The 18,721-nt window shown below is 70.8% G+C and carries 15 protein-coding genes; 10 read left to right on the forward strand and 5 right to left on the reverse strand.

Annotation, left to right across the window (positions count from 1 at the left end; translation table 11 throughout):
• Window positions 1-55: 55 nt before the first annotated feature.
• Entirely contained in the window at window positions 56-1,210 is a 1,155-nt protein-coding gene (locus tag ABEA43_RS23755; RefSeq protein ID WP_345564968.1) for an ROK family transcriptional regulator, read from the reverse strand.
• Window positions 1,211-1,393: 183 nt separating this feature from the next.
• On the opposite strand from ABEA43_RS23755, the gene ABEA43_RS23760 reads away from it, so the two are divergent.
• From ABEA43_RS23760 to ABEA43_RS23790, 7 genes are read left to right on the forward strand one after another with little or no spacing between them, the layout of a single operon-like run.
• Entirely contained in the window at window positions 1,394-2,719 is a 1,326-nt protein-coding gene (locus ABEA43_RS23760; protein WP_345564970.1) for a glycoside hydrolase family 36 protein, read from the forward strand.
• Entirely contained in the window at window positions 2,716-3,642 is a 927-nt protein-coding gene (locus ABEA43_RS23765; protein WP_345564971.1) for a carbohydrate ABC transporter permease, read from the forward strand. The genes ABEA43_RS23760 and ABEA43_RS23765 overlap by 4 nt, the downstream gene beginning before the upstream one ends.
• Before the next feature lie 8 nt (window positions 3,643-3,650).
• Window positions 3,651-4,472, forward strand: coding sequence for a carbohydrate ABC transporter permease (locus ABEA43_RS23770; RefSeq protein WP_345564973.1), 822 nt, complete (start codon window positions 3,651-3,653; stop codon window positions 4,470-4,472).
• A 14-nt stretch (window positions 4,473-4,486) separates the two neighbouring features.
• Window positions 4,487-5,785 (forward strand): ABC transporter substrate-binding protein, encoded by a 1,299-nt coding sequence (locus tag ABEA43_RS23775; protein ID WP_345564974.1) that lies wholly within the window; start codon window positions 4,487-4,489, stop codon window positions 5,783-5,785.
• A gap of 8 nt (window positions 5,786-5,793) precedes the next feature.
• The gene (locus ABEA43_RS23780) at window positions 5,794-7,350 is read left to right on the forward strand and encodes an alkaline phosphatase D family protein (protein ID WP_345564975.1); all 1,557 of its coding nucleotides are present in this window, start codon (window positions 5,794-5,796) and stop codon (window positions 7,348-7,350) included.
• Between the two features lie 10 nt (window positions 7,351-7,360).
• Complete coding sequence (locus ABEA43_RS23785) at window positions 7,361-9,310, forward strand: NPCBM/NEW2 domain-containing protein (protein ID WP_345564977.1); 1,950 nt, start codon at window positions 7,361-7,363, stop codon at window positions 9,308-9,310.
• Window positions 9,311-9,324: 14 nt separating this feature from the next.
• Entirely contained in the window at window positions 9,325-10,929 is a 1,605-nt protein-coding gene (locus tag ABEA43_RS23790; RefSeq protein ID WP_345564979.1) for a beta-N-acetylhexosaminidase, read from the forward strand.
• Here the strand turns inward: ABEA43_RS23790 and ABEA43_RS23795 are convergent.
• Window positions 10,926-11,420: a DUF2087 domain-containing protein gene (locus ABEA43_RS23795; RefSeq protein ID WP_425570349.1), complete on the reverse strand. Its 495-nt coding sequence runs from the start codon at window positions 11,418-11,420 to the stop codon at window positions 10,926-10,928. The genes ABEA43_RS23790 and ABEA43_RS23795 overlap by 4 nt on opposite strands.
• Window positions 11,421-11,437: 17 nt before the next feature.
• Here ABEA43_RS23795 and ABEA43_RS23800 point away from each other — a divergent pair, with 17 nt between their 5' ends.
• Window positions 11,438-12,001, forward strand: coding sequence for a hypothetical protein (locus tag ABEA43_RS23800; RefSeq protein WP_345564983.1), 564 nt, complete (start codon window positions 11,438-11,440; stop codon window positions 11,999-12,001).
• Window positions 12,002-12,138: 137 nt separating this feature from the next.
• On the opposite strand, the gene ABEA43_RS23805 is transcribed toward ABEA43_RS23800, so the two are convergent.
• Window positions 12,139-14,646, reverse strand: a complete 2,508-nt coding sequence (locus ABEA43_RS23805) for a DEAD/DEAH box helicase (RefSeq protein ID WP_345565390.1) — start codon at window positions 14,644-14,646, stop codon at window positions 12,139-12,141.
• A gap of 168 nt (window positions 14,647-14,814) precedes the next feature.
• Window positions 14,815-16,098, reverse strand: a complete 1,284-nt coding sequence (locus tag ABEA43_RS23810; protein ID WP_345564985.1) for an acyltransferase family protein — start codon at window positions 16,096-16,098, stop codon at window positions 14,815-14,817.
• Between the two features lie 184 nt (window positions 16,099-16,282).
• On the opposite strand from ABEA43_RS23810, the gene ABEA43_RS23815 reads away from it, so the two are divergent.
• Window positions 16,283-17,530, forward strand: a complete 1,248-nt coding sequence (locus ABEA43_RS23815; RefSeq protein WP_345564987.1) for a sensor histidine kinase — start codon at window positions 16,283-16,285, stop codon at window positions 17,528-17,530.
• Window positions 17,521-18,168 (forward strand): response regulator transcription factor, encoded by a 648-nt coding sequence (locus tag ABEA43_RS23820; RefSeq protein ID WP_345564989.1) that lies wholly within the window; start codon window positions 17,521-17,523, stop codon window positions 18,166-18,168. The genes ABEA43_RS23815 and ABEA43_RS23820 overlap by 10 nt, the downstream gene beginning before the upstream one ends.
• A gap of 153 nt (window positions 18,169-18,321) precedes the next feature.
• Here the strand turns inward: ABEA43_RS23820 and mihF are convergent, their stop codons facing one another.
• The gene (gene mihF, locus ABEA43_RS23825; protein ID WP_138697789.1) at window positions 18,322-18,627 is read right to left on the reverse strand and encodes an integration host factor, actinobacterial type; all 306 of its coding nucleotides are present in this window, start codon (window positions 18,625-18,627) and stop codon (window positions 18,322-18,324) included.
• Window positions 18,628-18,721: the final 94 nt, after the last annotated feature.

Genomic DNA, 18,721 nt, shown 5'->3' on the forward strand with positions numbered 1-18,721 from the left:
CCGCATCCGTGGCCGGGCCGCCGGTGGCGGGATGTCGGCGGCGGGGCTCCGAGTCTCAGCGGGTGACCGGTAGCGGGCCCCTGTCCGGGGTGAAGAGCTGGTCGTCCAGGTGGTCCACGGCGTAGTCGATCGCGCCCACGACCACGCACTCGTCGCCCAGCGCGGACGCGCGTACCTCGGGCATGCGCATGCACGTGCGCTCCAGCCGCGCCCGCAGCCGATCGAGCAGCACGTCGGCCGAGCGGGAGAAACCGCCGCCGAGCACCACCATCTGCGGGTCCAAGATGAGGACCATCGCGGCGGCGCCCACCGCGAGGTCGTCGACGTACCGCTCGACCGCCTCGATCGCCACCGGGTCGCCGTCGCGCGCGGCGGCCAGGGTGTGGCCGGCCGCGTCCTCCGGCGGCGTTCCCGCCGGGACCGACGCGCAGGTGTTCAGGTGCTCGGGGGCGTCGAACCAGCGGGCCTCGGGCAGCATGGAGATCTCGCCGGCGGCCGCGCCGAAGCCCCTGTGCACCCGGCCGCCGATGATGAGACCCGCGCCCATCCGCCTGCCGACGTGCAGGAACACCACCTCCCTCGTGCCCTTGGCGACGCCCCGCCTGGCCTCGGCCATGGCGGCCAGGCGGCTGTCGTTCTCGATGAGCACCTGGCACGGGAACATCCGGCCGAGCTCGCCCGCCAGGTCCAGGTCGCGCCAGGCGGGCACCGCCGCCGAGTAGATGACGCGGCCCTCGACGTCGATCACGCCGATGGTGCCCACCGCGATCGTCCACAGGTCCTCGACCGTGGTGCGGCTGAGCGCGAGGCAGCCGGAGACCGCCCGCTCGATGGCGGCCAGACGCTCGTCGAGCGGGGCGTCGGGCAGCACCGGCTGCCGGGTCTCCGCGAGGATCTCGCCGTCGAGGTCGGACAGGGCGGCGCGGATGTTGTGACCCCCTATGTCCACGCCCACCAGATAGCCGCTGTCGGCGCGGAAGCGGTAGCGGCGGGCGGGCCTGCCCATCGTGCCCTGGCTCGGCGGCACCTCCTCCACCCAGCCCAGCGTCATGAGCTCGTCGGTGACCTCCTTCATCGACGGCCTGGACAGGCCGGTGCGCTCGGCGAGCGCCGACAGGGTGAGCGGGCCTGAGCCGCGTAGCGCCCGGATGGCGGTCAGCGAGTTGAGCTGCCGCAGCCGGGACAGATCGCCGCCGCGTAGGTCCGTCATCGCCGTCCTTAATGTAGGTCTCCTCTGTAACCAACGATTATGCCAGTGATCGGGCGATGGATGCGTCGCCTCCCTCCGGCGCTCTCTCGCCCAGAAATCCCGAAAAATCGGGCGTTGACCCTCCGTGATTCACGGTGCTACTAATGAAGCGCTCCTTCGTAAGTCGAGAGGAATGAGGGACTGATGCCGTTCGCGGACATCGGCGAGATCAGGTGCAGGCCCCATGAGGCGCGGGTGTTCGAGCACGGCTGGCAGTCCTGGAGCCCCACGGGCCGTTACCGCTGGAATGACGCCCCGCCCCGACCGGCCGACGGGACGATCCAGATCCTCGCCTACCGCCCGGAGACGCCCGTCCCCGCCGGGACGTTCCAGGGCGAGGGGCTGCTCGCGATCGAGCCGGGCGACGGCTCCGTCGAGCTGTGGTCGGCGCCGGACCCGTGCACGGTCCCCTCGATCAGGGTCAGGGAGGAGCAGGGCCGCCTGGTGGTCTCCGCCGACGGCCCGGTACGCCACCACCGCACGGAAGGCGACCTCGGCAGGGCGCTGCGCGACTGGGCCGGCGCCTTGGCCGCCCCCATGATCGGCTCCGTGATCGGCTCCCGGGCGTTCGCCCCGGTCCCGCCCATGTGGTGCACCTGGTACGGCTACTGGGGAAAGGTCACCGACGCCGACGTCATCGACAACCTGGAGCTCTCCGAGCGGCACGGCCTGGGCGCCGACATGTTCCTCATCGACGACGGCTACGAGTCCGAGATCGGCGACTGGCTGGAGGGCAGGCCCGGGTTCGGGTCGCTGGAGCGGGCCGTGGACGCCGTGCGGGGAGCCGGGCGGCGGGCCGGGATCTGGACCGCGCCGTTCCTCGTCGGGCACCGCAGCCGGATCTTCCGCGAACACCCGGACTGGCTGGCCGGCGGCGCGTACGCGGGCCGCATGTGGGACCAGGACCTGGCCGTGCTCGACGTCACCCACCCGGAGGCCGCCGAGCATCTGGTGCACGTGTTCAGGACGTTCGCCGCGATGGGGATCGGCCATTTCAAGCTGGACTTCGTCTACGCCGGGGCGCTGGCGGGCAGGCGGCACGAGGACATCGACCCGATCGCCGCGTACCGGCTGGGTCTGGAGCTGATCCGCCGGGGCGCGGGCCCCGGGGCGACGCTGCACGGCTGCGGCGCGCCGATGCTGCCCAGCATCGGCCTGGTGGACGTCATGCGGGTCAGCCCGGACATCGCCCCGGCCGTGCAGCCCAAGTCCGGCGACATCAGCCAGCCCTCCCAGCTCGGCGCCCGTCTCACCGGCGCGGCCCGCGAGTTCCTGCACGCCCGCTGGTGGGTGAACGACCCCGACTGCATCATCCTGCGGCCCGAGGTGGAGGCCAGGCAGGAGTGGGCGGCGCACATCGAGGCCACCGGCGGGCTGCGCGGGTCCAGCGACCCGATCGCGGCCCTGGACACGTGGGGGCTGGAGACGACCAGGCGGCTGATGGTGCCGACGGCGACGGAACCCTCGTGACCAGCCACACCCTGCGGAAGGGCGGTCTCGCGCGCGCCAGGGCGGCGCGTAGGCGGGGGAGCGGCCTGCACGCCTACCTGTTCGTCGGCCCGAGCCTGTTCGGCGTCGTGGCGTTCCTGCTGCTGCCCATGGTCATCGTCCTGGTCCTGAGCCTGTTCGACTGGGAGCTGCTGTCGGCCCCCGAGTTCGCCGGCCTGGACAACTACGCCCGGCTGGCCGCCGACGGCGAGACCTGGCACTCGCTCTGGATCACCGTCGCCTACGTCCTGCTCTGCATCCCCCTCCAGACAGTTCTGGCCCTGGCTCTGGCGCTGCTGCTCAACCAGCGGATCAAGGGCGTCAGGATCTACCGCTCGCTGTTCGTGATCCCGTGGATGGCCACGCCGATCGTCCTCGGCCTCATCTGGAACTGGATCTTCGATCCCCGCGACGGCGCACTCAACGGCGCCCTCGCGCTGATCGGGATCACCGGGCCCGACTGGCTGTCCGACCCGGCCTGGGCGCTGCCCGCCGTCGCGCTGGTCAGCGTCTGGCAGCACACCGGCTACAACATGCTGTTCTTCCTGGCCGGGCTCCAGGGCATCCCGAAGGAGTTGCACGACGCGGCCGCCACCGACGGCGCCACCCCGGCGCAGCGGTTCTGGAAGGTGACGCTGCCGCTGCTCAACCCCACGATGTTCTTCGTCACGGTGACGAACATGATCGGCGCCTTCCAGGTGTTCGACACCGTGTACGCGATGACGAACGGCGGCCCTGGCCACAGCACCGAGGTACTGAACTTCCGGATCTTCGAGACGGCGTTCAAGGAGTTCGACTTCGGCTACGCCGCCACGCTGTCGACGCTGCTCTTCGTGATCGTCCTGCTGGTGACGCTGGCGCAGGTCAGGTTCTTCGGCAAGCGCACCACCTACGACCTGAGCTGAGGCGCCCCATGACCCACCGATCCCCGCTGCGCGTCCTGCTCTACGCCGCGCTCGTCGCCGGCGCGTTCGTCTCCTTCTTCCCCTACCTGCTGGTCGCGCTGACCGCGTTCAAGACGCAGGCGCAGCTCAGCTCCACCGCGCCGTGGCTGCCGGGATGGCCGCCGACCACGGACAACCTGGCGGACATGCTGGCCGGCGACTTCCCGCGTTTCCTGCTCAACACGGCCGTGATGACCGCGCTGCTGACGGCCGGGCAGCTCGTGTTCACCACGTTCGCCGCCTACGCCTTCGCGCGGCTCCGCTTCCGTGGCAGGGACGTGCTGTTCTGGCTGTTCGTGGCCACGATGATGGTGCCGAGCGCGGTCACGATGATCCCGCTGTTCCTGATCATGCGTGAGCTGGACCTGGTCAACACCTGGTACGGCCTGCTCGCGCCGTACGTGCTCGGCACGCCGTACGGGATCTTCCTCATGCGGCAGTTCTTCAAGAGCCTGCCCGCCGGGCTGGAGGAGGCCGCCAGGATCGACGGGGCCGGGCCGCTGACGATCCTGCTGCGCGTCATGCTGCCGCTCTGCCGCCCGGCGCTCGGCACACTCGCGATCATCACGGTGATCTCGTCGTGGAACAGCTTCCTGTGGCCGCTGATCATCACCAGCGGCGACGACACCAAGGTCATCACCGTGGCGATCGCCACGCTGAAGGACGGCATCGGCGTCGACTACCACCTCATGATGGCCGGCAGCCTGATCGCGCTGGCGCCGATGGTGGCGATCTTCATCTTCTTCCAGAAGTACATCGTCAGGTCGGTGGTCCTCACCGGCCTCAAGTAAGAAGAGGTCAGCGGATGCTGAAAAACCCCCCGATTCGCTGGGCGCTGCTCACCGCCGCCTTGCTCGCCCTCACCGCCTGCGGTTCCGGCGGCGGCGGGGAGCCGGGCAAGGTCACGTTGACGTACCGGCTGTGGGACGACCAGCAGAAGGCCGGCTACGAGAAGGTGATGGCGGCTTTCGAGAAGGCCAATCCGGGCATCGACGTGCAGATCGAGCTGCTGCCGTACGACCAGTACTGGACGAAGCTCACCGCCGACGCGGTCGCCGGCACGGCGCCGGACGTGTTCTGGATGACGCCCACCCAGTTCCCCGAGTACGTCACCAAGGGCGTCCTGGCTCCGGTCCGGCTCGACGCCGCGAAATACCACCAGACCGTCGTCGGCTCGTTCACCTACGAGGGCAAGCTGTACGGCGTCCCGAAGGACTGGGGCGTCGTAGGACTGCTCTACAACAAGGACCTGTTCGAACAGGCCGGCGTGACGATGCCGGACAAGCTCACCTGGGCGGCCGACGGCACGGGCACCCTGCTCGACACGGCGCGCAAGCTCACCGTGGACGAGGCCGGCAAGCACCCGGGCGAGCCCGGCTTCGACCCGGCCAAGGTCAAGACGTACGGCTTCGCCTCCTGGAACCACTACCAGACCCAGTGGATGAACTGGGTCAGCTCCAACGGCGGCAAGCTCGTCGACAAGCCGTTCGGCACGTACGCCTTCAACGACCCGGCCTCCGTGCAGGCCCTGCAGTTCGGCGTGGACCTGGTCAACAAGCACCACGTGTCCCCGCCCGCCACCCGGACCAACCCGCCCACCGGCAAGGTCACCGACATGTTCAAGGCGGGCCAGGTCGCGATGTTCCCGGCCAACAACGCCCTGCTGCCGTTCGTGGCGCCGGAGTCGACGTTCGAGGTGGGCGTCGCGCCCATGCCGGAGGGCCCGGCGGGCCGCTCGGTCAACCTCAACGGGCTGGCCGAGGCCGTCTACGCCAAGAGCGAGCACCCGGAGGAGGCCATGAAGCTGGCCGCCTACCTCGGCACCGAGGAGCCGCAGAAGCTGATGGCCGACGGCGGTTACGTCTTCCCCGCGCTCAACGGCCTGTCCCAGGGCTACGTGGACTACTGGAAGGCCAAGAAGGTGGACGTCGCGCCGTTCGTGACGGAGGCGGAGGGGACCACCTTCCCGCTGCCGATCACCACCGGCTTCACCGGGTTCGAGACGAAGCTTAACCAGATCTTCAACGCGATGTACCTCGGTGAACTCTCTCCGCAACAAGCCGCCGACCAGGCTGTCGCCGAAGGCAACGCCACCGTCAAGTAAGGACCCCCATGATCACCCGGCGTTCACTTTTCGCCGGGGGCGTCAGCCTGGGCCTGTCCGCCGCACTGGGGGCCACCCCCGTGCGCGCGGCGGCCCGGCGCGCCCCTCTGTCCGGCCTCTTCACCCTCGGCGTCGCCTCGGGCGAGCCCACGCATGACGGCGTGGTGCTCTGGACGCGGCTCGCCAAGGACCCGATCGCGCTCGACGGCTTCGGCGGCCTGCCGGACCGCCCGGTGCCGGTCCAGTGGCAGCTCGCCAAAGACGAAAACTTCCGGCATGTCGTACGGCGGGGCGCCGAAGTGGCCCGCCGCGCCGCGGCCCACAGCGTGCACGTCGAGCTCGACGGGCTCGACCCCGGCGCGGAGTACTTCTACCGCTTCAAGGCCGGCGGCGAGCTCAGCCCCGTCGGCCGCACCCTCACCGCCCCGGCCCCCGGCACCCGCGGCAGGCCGCTGAACCTGTCGTTCACCTCCTGCGCCGACTACCAGACCGGCTGGTTCACCCCGTACCGCAGGATGGCCGAGGACCAGCCCGACCTGATCGCCTTCCTCGGCGACTACATCTACGAGTACGGCGACTACAAGTACCCCGTCCGCGACCAGGCCGGGGGCGAGTGCCTCGACCTGGCCGGATACCGGGTACGGCACGCGCAGCACAAGGCCGACCCGGAGTCGCAGCTCGCGCACGCCATCGCCCCGTGGGTCGTGGTGTGGGACGACCACGACATCGAGAACGCCTGGGCCGGCGACGTGCCCGAGCAGCCCGATCCGCCGTTCCTCAAGCGCCGGGCCGAGGCGTTCCAGGCGTACTACGAGAACATGCCGCTGCGCCGCGCCCAGAAGCCGGCCCAGAAGCCGGACGGGGCCGCGCTGAAGCTCTACCGGAGCATCCGGTGGGGCGAGGTCGCCAACCTGCATCTGCTCGACACCCGCCAGTACCGCGACCTGTACGCCTGCACCGGCAAGAGCGGCACGGTCGGCCCCGACTGCCTGGACCGCTTCGAGCCCAACAGGACGATCCTGGGCCGCGACCAGGAGGCGTGGCTGGACGACCGGCTCAAACGCTCGCGCGCCACCTGGGACCTGCTCGGCCAGCAGGTCTTCCTCATGGAGATGGACTGGACCAACGGCGAGGGCAAGGGCTACTCGAACGAGGGCTGGGACGGCTACGTCGCCTCGCGCAACCGCCTGACCGCCGCCATCGACGCCTACCGGCGCAACGCCGTCGTGCTCACCGGCGACGTGCACTCGCACTGGGCCGGCGAGGTCAAGCGCGACCACCAGGACCCCGGGTCCAAGTCCGTGGCCGTCGAGCTGGTCACCACGTCGGTGACGAGCGCGGGCAACGGCCTGGACGAGTACCCCAACACGCAGGTTCTGCTGGAGGAGAACCCGCACGTGAAGTTCTTCAACGGCCGCCGCGGCTACGTGCGGACCAGGCTCACCCAGCAGGAGATGAAGGTCGAGTTCCGCTCCCTGTCCCGCGTCACCGAGCCCTACGCCCCCGCCTACACCTCCGGCTCCTTCGTCATCGAGCCGGGCCGGCCCGCGCTCAACCCCGCCTGACAGGACTCCCATGCGCACCATCACGGCCGCCGCCGCGGCGGCCCTCCTCGCCATGCCCTTCTTACCCGTGCTCCTCCCCGGGCCGACCGCCGCGGCGGCGGCCGCGGGCCCGCCGATGGGCTGGAGCAGCCGGTCACTCGGCTGCTCGGTCTCCGAGCAATCGGTACGCCAGGCCGCCGACGCCCTCGCGCCCCTCGCCCCCGCCGGCTACCGGTACGTGATCATCGATGACTGCTGGCTGGCCCCGCAGCGCTCGGGCGGCGCCCTGGCCCCCGACGCCACCCGCTTCCCCGGCGGCATCGCGGCGCTGGCCGCCCACGTCCAGGGCAAGGGTCTGAAGCTCGGCCTCAGCCTGTCGGCCGGCACCAAGGCGTGCGCGGGCGGCGGCGCCGGGTCGTACAAGAGCGAGGCCGCCGACGCCGCGCAGGTCAGGGCGTGGGGCGTGGACTACGTCAAGTACGACTGGTGCAACGTCCCCACCGCCGACTTCCCCGGCCAGAACGTGCAGCAGATCGCCCAGGCCCTCTACCCGCCCATGCGCCAGGCCCTCGGCGCGGACGTCGTGTTCGCCATGAACAACGAGGACGGCAGCACCGTCCCGTGGCTCTGGGGCCAGGGCGCCGGCGCAACCACCTGGCGCACCAACGTCTACAACCGGCCCATCGCCGACAGCTACCCCACCATGGCCGACATCTGGGAGGTCAACCAGCTCAGGGCCGAGTACGCGGGTCAGGGCAGCTGGGCCGACCCCGACCTGATCCAGGCCGGGCGGGGCGGGATGACCGAGACCGAGTACCGCGCCCAGTTCACTCTCTGGGCCATGGGGGCGGCCCCGCTGATCCTGCAGGCCGCCCCGGCCCAGGCGCCCGCGGCCGTCGTCGCCAACCCCAAGGTGATCGCCGTGGACCAGGACCGGCTGGGCGCCCACGGCACGTTCGTCACGACCGACGGCTGGTACCACGTGCTGGCCAAGCCGCTGGAGAACGGTGACCGGGCGATCGCGTTGTTCAACGAGAGCGACCGGGCGACGGTGATCTCCACCCGGCTCGGCGGCTCCCGCCACCGCGTCGAGGACCTGTGGACCGGCGCGGTCACCTCGACCACGGGGGAGCTGGCGGCCCAGGTGCCCGCGCACGCGGCGCTGCTCTACCGGGTCCGCGCGGGCAGGGAGCAGGCGCCGCCCGTGGTGACGTTCGAGGCGGACCCGCCCGGGTTCCTCGGGGACGACCGGCCCTCCGTGCTGGAGCCGGGCGTGTCCGGCGAGATCGTCACCCGGATCACGAACACCGGGGCCACGGCGCGGCTGCGGGACGTCGAGGTGACGGCGGCCCTGCCGGAGGGGTGGCGGGCGCAGGCCAGGACGCCGTCCAGGACCGGCAGCCTGGACGGCGGCGAGACGTTCACCGTGAAGTGGGCCGTCACCCCGCCCGCCACGGCCGCCCCCGGCGTCCACGAGCTGACCTTCCACCGGGGCGAGCAGCGCGCCACCGCCGTCGTGACCGTCGCGAAGGCGCCGGGACCCGGCCGCACGTACCTGAGCGATCTGGCCTGGACCAGCGCGAAGAACTACTTCGGCCCCGTGGAGAAGGACGCGAGCAACGGCGAGCGGGCGGCCGGCGACGGCAGGCCGATCACCATCGAGGGCGCCGGATACGCCAAGGGCCTCGGCACCCACGCGCCCGCCGACATCGAGTTCTACACCGCAGGGCGCTGCTCGTCCGTCGAGTTCCAGGCCGGCATCGACGACGAGGTCGGCCAGACCGGCTCGGCCGGATTCGAGGTCTGGGCCGACGGGGGCCGGGTCGCCTACTCCGGCCTGCTCACCGGGGCCATGCCCGCCCGCAAGGTCACCGCATCCGTCGAGGGTGCCCGATTCGTCCGGCTGGTCGCGACCAACGGCGGCGACAACGCCACCTCCGACCACGCCGACTTCGCCGACGCCACCATCACCTGCACGTAAGGAGTTGCCCGTTCATGATCGTTCCCAAGCCCGTCAAGCACGAGCCCAGGCCGGGTTCGTTCGTCCTCGACGGCCGGACCTCGCTGACCGCCGATCCGGCGCTGGGCGAGGTGGCGGCCTGGCTGCGCGCCGAGCTCGCTCCCGTCGCCGGCGGAGAGCTGCTGCCGGGGGAGGGCTCGGGCACGATCACCCTCGCGCTGGACGGCGGCCTGCCACCCGAGGGGTACCGGCTGACGGCCGGGCCGGAGCGGACGGAGATCGTCGCGGGCGACCCCGCCGGGGCGTTCTACGGCGCGCAGACGTTCCGGCAGCTGCTGCCCGCCGCCGCCTTCAGGAGGGCGGCGGGCGGCCCGTTCACGGTGCCGGGCGTGTACGTCGAGGACGCGCCGCGCTTCGGCTGGCGCGGCTGCATCCTCGACGTCGCCCGGCATTTCCTGACCAAGCGCGAGGTGCTGCGCTTCGTCGACCTGATGGCCCTGCACAAGCTCAACGTGCTGCATCTGCACCTCACCGACGACCAGGGCTGGCGCGTCGAGATCCGCCGCCACCCCCGGCTCACCGAGGTCGGGGCGTGGCGGAAGGAGAGCCAGGCCGGCTGGAACGGCCCCATGGACGGCCGCCCGCACGGCGGCTACTACACCCAGGACGACCTCCGGGAGATCGTGGCCTATGCCGCGCGGCGGCACATCACGGTGGTACCCGAGATCGACCTGCCTGGACACACGCAGGCCGCCATCGCCGCCTACCCCGAGCTGGGCAACCTGGGCACCCCGCTGGAGGTGCGCACCGGCTGGGGCGTGGGCGAGCACGTGCTCAACGTGGCCGACTCCACGCTCACGTTCTTCCAGGGCGTGCTGGAGGAGGTGCTGGAGCTGTTCCCCAGCCCGTACGTGAGCGTGGGCGGCGACGAGTGCCGCAAGGACCAGTGGCGGGCCAGCCCGGCGGCGCAGCGCCGCATCGCCGAGCTGGGGCTGCGCGATGAGGAGGAGCTGCAGAGCTGGTTCATCCGCCAGTTCGGCGCCTATCTGGCGGCGCGGGGCCGCAGGCTCGTCGGGTGGGACGAGATCCTCGAAGGCGGTCTCGCGCCCGGCGCGGTCGTCGCCTCGTGGCGGGGCGAGTACGGCGCGGTGGCGGCGGCCCGGCGCGGCCACGACGTCATCAACTGCTCCAACACCTCCCTCTACCTCGACTACCGGCAGGGGACGGGGGAGGAGGAGCCGGTGCCGTTCGGGACGGTGCTGACGCTGGAGGACGTCTACGCCTTCGAGCCCATCCCGGCCGGGCTGCGCGGCGATCCGGCCGCCGGCCACGTCCTGGGCGCGCAGTGCGGCGTCTGGACGGAGCTGATCGACTCCAGCCGGGGCGTGGACTACATGGCCTTCCCCCGGCTCTCGGCCTTCGCCGAGACGGTGTGGAGCCCTCCGGAGCGCGACCTGGAGGGCTTCCGCACGCGGCTGGCGGAGCACCTGCACCGCCTGGACGCGATCGGCGTGGAGTACCGGCGGGCGGACGGCCCGCTGCCGTGGCAGACCAGGCCGGGGGTGCCGGGGCGGCCGGAGGAGCCCGAGCGGTGGCAGGCCAAGATCGACGCCTGGACCAGCAACGTCAGATCCCTCTAGACCTCGACGTGGCCGCCGCTGCGCCAGTAGACGTTGCCCTCCCGCGACAGCAGGTCCTCATCCACCAGATAGCGGCGCAGCGCGGCGTAATCATCGTGGAAGGCCCGCAGCGCCACGTTCACGTCCTTCTCCGCGTAGCGCACGCCGGGCTCGAAGACCAGCGCGATGTAGCGCAGCACGATCAGCCGCTTGTCGCGCCGCATCGCCATGGTCGTCAGCCGCCCGTCCACCAGGAACGTGCGCAGCACCCGCTCCTCGGGGCTGCGCTCCTCGGCGGGCCCGGCGCTCGCTCGCAGCAGGTCGCGGAAGCGCTCGGGCGTGGCCCGCCACGTGCCGTTCTCGTCGCACGCCGCCAGGCCGCCGCCGGCCAGTTTCCGCAGCGCTTTGGGGGACAGATCGCCGGTGCCGCCGAGCACCAGGGAGGCGAAGGTCGTCAACGTGTCGTCCTGGTAGAGCAGCCCGAGGACGCGCCTGATCTCTTCGTCATTCACCCCTACCATTTTGTCCCATGATCACAGCATTGTTACTCGCGGCCGCGGTCGCCGTCCCGAACAACTTCCTCCTGTACGAGAAGGCCGCCGCCAAGAAGGACGACAACCCGGAGACGAGCTGGTCGGCCAGCGGCAAGAAGGCGGCCCCCCTCGTCGTCAACCCGTGCCAGAAGGCCAGGCTCGGGCAGAGCGGCCGGACGTCGGCCAGGACGCTCATCTACACGGCGGTGCCCGACTACTCCAAGTCCGAGCAGGTGATCCTCTACTCCTCGCCGGCGGCCGCGGGCAAGGTCCTGCGCGACCTGCGGGCCGCGGCGCGCGCCTGCGGCAGCAAGGGCTACCGGTACGCGACCGCCCCCGTGACACTCGGCGACCAGGCGCTGAAGCTCACCGGGCAGGCCTACCAGGGCGGCAAGCCGGCCGTCGGCGGTGAGCGGAGCATCGTGGCCCGCCGCGCGAACGCCCTGATCCTCTACGCCGTGTCCGGCGAATGGGGCAAGCCCGCCGGCGCCGACTTCAAGCAGCAGACGAAGGATGCCACCAAGATGCTCGCCAAGGTCTGCACCATCGCCAATTGCTGATTTCAGGAAATGTCTCGATCTTGGGACATGGTTATGACATCACCCCTACCATCCGCGACCGACACTGAATCGACAGGCGTGTGCCGGGACGCCCTTGCCAGTCCGTTCCGGCACACGGCTTGTCGTTCGCAGGGTGATCAGAGCCGGTTGAGGCCGATCACGTGCAGGACCGCGCGGCCCTCCTCGTCGGACGCGGTCAGATCCACCTGAGCCTCGATGCCCCAGTCACCGTCGCCCGCCGGGTCCTTGACCGTCTGGCGCACCTTCCACAGCCCGCTCTCCTCCTCGATCCGCAGCAGCGCGGGCCCGCGGGCGTCGGCGTCGGTGAAGATCTCCTCGTGCTCGTCGTAGTACGCGTCCAGCGCCGCGCCCCAGTCGACGTCGGGAGCGAGCTCCGCCAGCTCCTCCTCCTTCTCGATGGCGCACAGCTCGACCAGCCGGAACATCGCGTTGCGCACCAGCACGCGGAAGGCCCGCGTGTTCGCGGTGACGGGACGGACCTTGCTTTCGAGCTGCTGGTGCTGCTCCAGCGCCTGCTCCGGGTTGGTCAGCTTCTCCCACTCGTCGATCAGCGAGGAGTCGACCTGGCGGACGAGCTCGCCGAGCCACTCGATCAGGTCGACCAGGTCCTCGGTCTTGAGGTGCTCGGGAATCGTGCGGGACAGCGTGCGATAGGCGTCGGCGAGGTAGCGCAGCACCGTGCCCTCGGACCTGGCCAGCTCGTAGAACTGGATGTACTCGCCGAACGTCATGGCCCGCTCGAACATGTCGCGCACCACGGACTTCGGGCTGACCGTGTAGTCGCCCACCCACGGGTGCCCGCGCCGGTAGGTCTCGTAGGCCCCGAGCAGCAGGTCGTCCAGCGGCATCGGGTACATGACCTCGGCGAGCGCCTCCATGCGCTCTTCGTACTCGATGCCGTCGGCCTTCATCTGCGCGACGGCCTCGCCCCTGGCCTTCTTGAGCTGGGCCGAGAGGATCTGGCGCGGGTCGTCGAGGATGGACTCCACGATGGAGACCAGGTCGAGCGCGTAGGACGGCGACTCGCGGTCGAGCAGGTCGAAGGCGGCCAGCGCGAACGTGGACAGCGCCTGGTTGAGCGCGAAGTCCTCCTGCAGGTCGATCGTCAGCCTGGCCCGCCTGCCCTGCTCGTCGGGCTCGGCGAACTGCTCGACGACGCCGCCGGCCAGCAGCGAGCGGTAGATGGCGATGGCCTGGCTGACGTGCCGGCGCTGCCACTTGCGGTCTTCGTGGTTGTCGGTCAGCAGGTGCTTCATCGCCTGGAAGCAGTCTCCCGGGCGGTTGATGACGGCCAGCAGCATGGCGTTGCTGACCTTGAAGCGCGAGTTGAGCGGCTCGGGCTCGGCCTCCTGCAGCTTCTGGAAGGTCTCCTCGCTCCAGCCCACGAACCCCTCCGGCGGCTTCTTGCGCGCGTAGCCGCGCCGCCGCTTGGGGTCGTCGCCGATCTTGGCCAGGGCCTTGGCGTTCTCGACGTCGTGCTCGGGGGCCTGGCAGGCGACGTAGCCGATCGTGTCGAACCCGGCCCGGCCCGCCCGGCCCGCGATCTGGTGGAACTCGCGGGCGCGCAGCCGGCGCACCTTGTTGCCGTCGTACTTGGACAGCGCGGTGAACAGCACCGTCCTGATCGGCACGTTGACGCCGACGCCGAGGGTGTCGGTGCCGCAGATGACCTTCAGCAGGCCCGCCTGGGCCAGCCGCTCCACCAGGCGGCGGTATTTCGGCAGCATCCCGGCGTGGTGGACGCCGATGCCGTGGCGGACCAGCCGGGACAGCGCCCGGCCGAAGCGGGTCGTGAAGCGGAAGCCGCCGATCATGGTGGCGATGGCTTCCTTCTCCGCCTTCGTCGCCATGTTGATGGACATCAGGGCCTGGGCCCGCTCCATCGCGGCGGCCTGGGTGAAGTGGACGACGTAGACCGGCGCCTGCCCGGTGCTGAGCATCTCCTCCAGCGTCTCGTGCAGCGGCGTCATCCGGTAGGTGTAGATCAGCGGCACGGGACGCTCGGCATGCTTGACCACGGCCGTCGGCCGCCCGGTGCGCCGGGTCATGTCCTCCTCGAACATCGACATGTCGCCGAGCGTGGCCGACATGAGGATGAACTGGACGTCGGGCAGCTCCAGCAGCGGCACCTGCCACGCCCACCCGCGGTCGGGCTCGGCGTAGAAGTGGAACTCGTCCATCACGACCTGGCCGATGTCGGCCGCCGCGCCGTCGCGCAGCGCCACGTTCGCCAGGATCTCGGCGGTGCAGCAGATGATGGGCGCGCCGGGGTTGACGCTGGCGTCGCCGGTCATCATGCCGACGTTCGCGGTGCCGAAGACGGCGCACAGGTCGAAGAACTTCTCCGACACCAGCGCCTTGATCGGCGCGGTGTAGAACGTGCGCATGTCTCGCGTCAGCGCGGCGAAGTGCGCGCCCGCGGCGACCAGCGACTTGCCCGAGCCCGTCGGCGTGGCCAGGATCAGGTTGCTGCCGGAGAGGACCTCGATGAGGGCCTCCTCCTGGGCGGGATAGAGCGTGAGCCCCCGCTCGGCGTTCCAGGCGACGAACGCGTCGAAGATGGCGTCGGGATCGGCATCGATCTCGTCGGGCAGGCGGTCAATGAGAAGGCTCACAGTGTCTATCCTGCCGAAGTTTGCCGGATGGTCGAACCGCCCGGGCCAACTCGGGTCAAACTGGAGCTCCTACCGCAGGTCGAGCTGGAGGAGCACCATGCCGGCCCAGCGCCCGTGCTTGCAGCCTACGCCCGTCAGCCGGCCCGCCTCCTCGAACCCGGCGGTGAGGCCGAATCCTCACGCGCGCGACCGCGGCGCCGTCATCAGCAGGCCGCCGAGCAGGGCGAGCACCGCGAGGAAGGGCCCGCCGCCGGGCGCGAAGCCGCCTGCGGTCAGCGTCAGCACCCCGCCGCCGACCAGCCCGGCCGCGCCCAGCGTGGCTCCCCAGCCACCCTTGCCGTACGGCAGCGCCGGCGGCGTCTCGAACCGGGCGAACACCTTCAGCAGCGGCCACATGACCAGGCACAGCAGCCCGAACCAGAGCGGCCACCCGGCCAGCCAGAACGCGCCGCCCGGCCGGGGCGTGTCGATCCCCAGCAGCACCACCACGACGCCGGTCACCGCGAACAGGGCCGGCATGTGCCACAGGTACACCGTCATGATGCGCGGGCCCGCCCAGTCCAGCAGCCGGCCGGTGGGCAGCCGCAGCAGCCACGTCCGCAGCAGCGTGGCCAGGCCGATCTGGCCGGCGGCGACGGCCAGCATGGCGAGCGTGGGCGGGGCCATGTTCGACACCTCGGCGCCCGGCAGGCCGATCATGCTGCCCGGGTAGGGACCGAACGCCACCAGCAGCGCCGCCGCCCCGAACCCGCCGATCGTCAGCGCCCACCGGCCGGTCAGCCCGCTCATGCGGCCCTGGGCGTAGAAGAAGCCGAGCTGGTGCACGGCCAGCCACACGAACACGATGTTCAGGTAGCCCAGCGCCTCGAACCCGGTCGTGAAGCGCGCCACGTCCGTCAGCACCGCACCGGCCGCCAGCGCCGCGGGGACGCGCAGGCCGTACCTCTCGTGCAGGCGCAGCGCGTACGGGGTGACCGTGACGGCGATCAGGTACACGGCCAGGAACCACAGCAGCTGCCCGGTCAGCTTCGCGCCCACTTCGAGCGGCTGGGCGGGCACGCCCAGCGTGAGCAGCACGTGGGGGAGCGGAATCCACACCGCGGCCAGCGGCAGCAACGGCCAGGCCAGCCGGCGCAGCCGGACCGCCACCCACTGCTGCGGAGGCTGGACCGACCTGCCGAAGCCGATGGCGTTCGCCGCCCCGCCCGCGAAGAACACCAGCGGCATCACCTGGCTGAGCCAGGTCACCACCCACACGCCCGGGGTGGACAACGCGTTGCCCGTGGTCAGCCGGACTCCGTCGTAGGCCAGCACGGGGATCGTCCAGTGCTGGAGCACGACGAGCGCCATGCCCGCCACCCGCAGCAGGTCGATGAACGGGTCCCGAGCCGCCGTGCGCGTGCCTGCCGCGCGGCGCGGCCGTACCGGTGCTGGGACGGGGCGGTCCAGCAAGACGGTCATGGGGAGCCTCGATTCACCGGGGAGCTGATGCCTCAAGGCTCTCTTCCAGGGCGTTTCAGCACATTGCCGCGAACCGCCCTATTGGGGTCAAGATCGCACCACCCCCCTTGGTAGGGCCAGCCCTACCCTTGGACACCGGTGCACCTGATCGTGGCGTTTCATACCAGGCCCTACCGTGAATGGCATGCGCTCCCTGATGAGGCGTGTCCTCCTTGACACCCGCTACACCCTGGTCGGCTTCCCCACGGCCGTCATCGGCTTCGTGATCATGGTCACGGGCTTCGCCGCGGGCTTGGGCACCGCGGTCGTGTGGATCGGCCTGCCCCTGCTGGCCGGCACCTTGATGGTGGCGCGGGGCTTCGCCGACGCGGAGCGGGGCTGGCTGTCCGACGTGCTCAAGCGGCCGCCCGTACGCCCGCGCTACAGGCCCGCCCCGTCAGGCGCCGGCCGGATCCGCCGGCTCGTGAACCCCATGACGAGCGGCCAGTCCTGGCTCGACCTGCTGCACGGCATCCTGGTCTTCCCGTTCGCGGTGCTGTCGTTCGTGCTCACCGTCGTGTTCTGGTCGCTCCCGCTCGCCGGGCTGACCTATCCGCTGTACGGCATCATCACCTCGCGCATCCCCGGCAACGTGGAGCTGCCCGAGCTGCTCGGCTTCGGCGAGGGCTACTTCACCAACTCGATCTTCTACGTCTCGGTCGGTCTGGCGTCCGCGTTGCTGCTGCCGTTCACGGTGCGCGGCGCGGCGCTGATCAGGGCCGGGTTCGGCCGGGCGCTGCTCACCGGCGTGGCCGAGCTGCAGGAGCGCATCGACGACCTGGCCGAAGGCCGGGCCGCGGCGGTCTCCGCCGAGGCCAACGCGCTGCGCAAGCTGGAGCGCGACATCCACGACGGCCCCCAGCAGCGGCTGGTCTCGCTGGCCATGGAGCTGTCCAGGGCGCAGCGCCAGATGGGCAAGGACCCGGAGGCGGCGCAGGCCACGATCAAGTCGGCCATCACCGCCACCCGCGAGACGCTCGACGAGCTGCGCGCGCTCTCGCGCGGCATCGCCCCGCCCATCCTGTCCGACCGCGGCCTGGCGCCCGCGCTCGCCGCCCTGGCCGGGCGCTGCACCATCCCCGTGGACCTGGACGTGCAGATCGTCGAGCGCTTCCAGGCCGCGACGGAGAACGCGATCTACTTCGTCTGCGCCGAGACCCTCACGAACGTGGCCAAGCACAGCCGCGCCACCGTCTGCACTGTCCAGCTTCTCCGCATCGGTGACATTCTCATGCTCACGATCGGGGATGATGGGGTCGGCGGCGCACACGTCGCCAAGGGACATGGCCTGGCCGGCCTGGCCGATCGCCTCCGCGCCGTAGACGGGGAGCTGACCGTGCAGTCGCCGGACGGCGGGCCGACTGTGATCGTGGCGGAGGTGCCGTGCAGGTAGTCGTGGCCGATGACGCAGTCCTGATCAGGGAGGGCCTGGTCAGGCTGCTTGAGGAGTTCGGCTGCGAGGTGGTCGCCACCGTCGGGGACGGTGACGCTCTCGTCGAGGCGATCGCCGAGCACAAACCCGACGTGTCGGTGGTCGACGTGCGCATGCCGCCGTCGTTCACCGACGAGGGCCTGAAGGCGGCCGTGGAGGCCCGGCGCCGGGTGCCCGGGGCGCCGGTGATGATCCTCTCCCAGTACGTCGAGGTCTCCTACGCCGATGACCTGCTCGCCGACGCCCGTGGCGCGGTGGGCTACCTGCTGAAGGACCGGGTCGTGGACGTGGATGAGTTCATGGAGGGCCTGCGCCGGGTGGCCGCGGGCGGGACCGTGTTCGATCCGCAGGTGGTGTCCCAGTTGATGGTGCGCAGGCGTAGGGACGATCCACTGGCCCAGCTGACGCCCCGGGAGCGCGAGGTGCTCGGGTTGATGGCCGAGGGCAAGTCCAACCCGGCCATCGGACGGCAGCTCGTGATCAGCGACGGAGCCGTGGAGAAGCACATCAGGAGCATCTTCAACAAGCTCGGCCTCTACGCGGAGGACAGTGACCAGCATCGCCGGGTGCTCGCGGTCCTGACCTACCTGCGTTCCTGACCCTCTCGGGCTCTCTGTTCGACTTTCTGTTCCCGGCCCCTCGGCCGGCCCGCCGGTGAGCGGGGGCGGCTCCGCTCTCCGGTCCCTCCTGGCCTTCAGAGGGGTCGCTGGCCGGTCCGCGCGACATCGCGCGCGGACCTGGCCGCTCGGGGGTTAGCCGAGCGCGTCGACCAGCTTCTTGCGCTGCTGGGCGCCCAGGCCGCCGAGGCGGCGCTTCTCGTCGACGCCCGCCTCCTCCATCAGCGCGGTGGCCTTGGCCGGACCGACGCCCTTGACGGCGCGCAGCGCCTGGGACACCTTGATCTTCTTCGCGATGTCGTCGTCGCGCTCGAGCAGCTGAGCGAACGTCAGCTCACCGGCCTTGACCTTGCCCAGCAGAGCCGTGCGCGCGGCACGGGCCTCGGCTGCCTTGGCCAGAGCCGCCTGACGCTGCTCGGGGGTGAGAGTGGGAAGTGCCATCTCAGTTCTCTCCTCGGGGAGTTTTACGTTCGGGTTCTGTTACCCGTGGTGCAGTGGCTAATCATGGCGGATACCAGCGGTTCGTGTTGCAGAA

The sequence above is a fragment of the Nonomuraea rosea genome (assembly GCF_039539705.1).
Taxonomy (GTDB): Bacteria; Actinomycetota; Actinomycetes; order Streptosporangiales; family Streptosporangiaceae; genus Nonomuraea; species Nonomuraea rosea.

What these genes read in the sequence shown, in the direction of transcription:
- ABEA43_RS23755 (WP_345564968.1), bottom strand. Translation starts at nt 1,210, where the DNA reads ATGACGGACCTACGCGGCGGCGATCTGTCCCGGCTGCGGCAGCTCAAC.
- ABEA43_RS23760 (WP_345564970.1), top strand. Translation starts at nt 1,394, where the DNA reads ATGCCGTTCGCGGACATCGGCGAGATCAGGTGCAGGCCCCATGAGGCG.
- ABEA43_RS23770 (WP_345564973.1), top strand. Translation starts at nt 3,651, where the DNA reads ATGACCCACCGATCCCCGCTGCGCGTCCTGCTCTACGCCGCGCTCGTC.
- ABEA43_RS23775 (WP_345564974.1), top strand. Translation starts at nt 4,487, where the DNA reads ATGCTGAAAAACCCCCCGATTCGCTGGGCGCTGCTCACCGCCGCCTTG.
- ABEA43_RS23780 (WP_345564975.1), top strand. Translation starts at nt 5,794, where the DNA reads ATGATCACCCGGCGTTCACTTTTCGCCGGGGGCGTCAGCCTGGGCCTG.
- ABEA43_RS23785 (WP_345564977.1), top strand. Translation starts at nt 7,361, where the DNA reads ATGCGCACCATCACGGCCGCCGCCGCGGCGGCCCTCCTCGCCATGCCC.
- ABEA43_RS23790 (WP_345564979.1), top strand. Translation starts at nt 9,325, where the DNA reads ATGATCGTTCCCAAGCCCGTCAAGCACGAGCCCAGGCCGGGTTCGTTC.
- ABEA43_RS23800 (WP_345564983.1), top strand. Translation starts at nt 11,438, where the DNA reads ATGATCACAGCATTGTTACTCGCGGCCGCGGTCGCCGTCCCGAACAAC.
- ABEA43_RS23810 (WP_345564985.1), bottom strand. Translation starts at nt 16,098, where the DNA reads ATGACCGTCTTGCTGGACCGCCCCGTCCCAGCACCGGTACGGCCGCGC.
- ABEA43_RS23815 (WP_345564987.1), top strand. Translation starts at nt 16,283, where the DNA reads ATGCGCTCCCTGATGAGGCGTGTCCTCCTTGACACCCGCTACACCCTG.
- mihF (WP_138697789.1), bottom strand. Translation starts at nt 18,627, where the DNA reads ATGGCACTTCCCACTCTCACCCCCGAGCAGCGTCAGGCGGCTCTGGCC.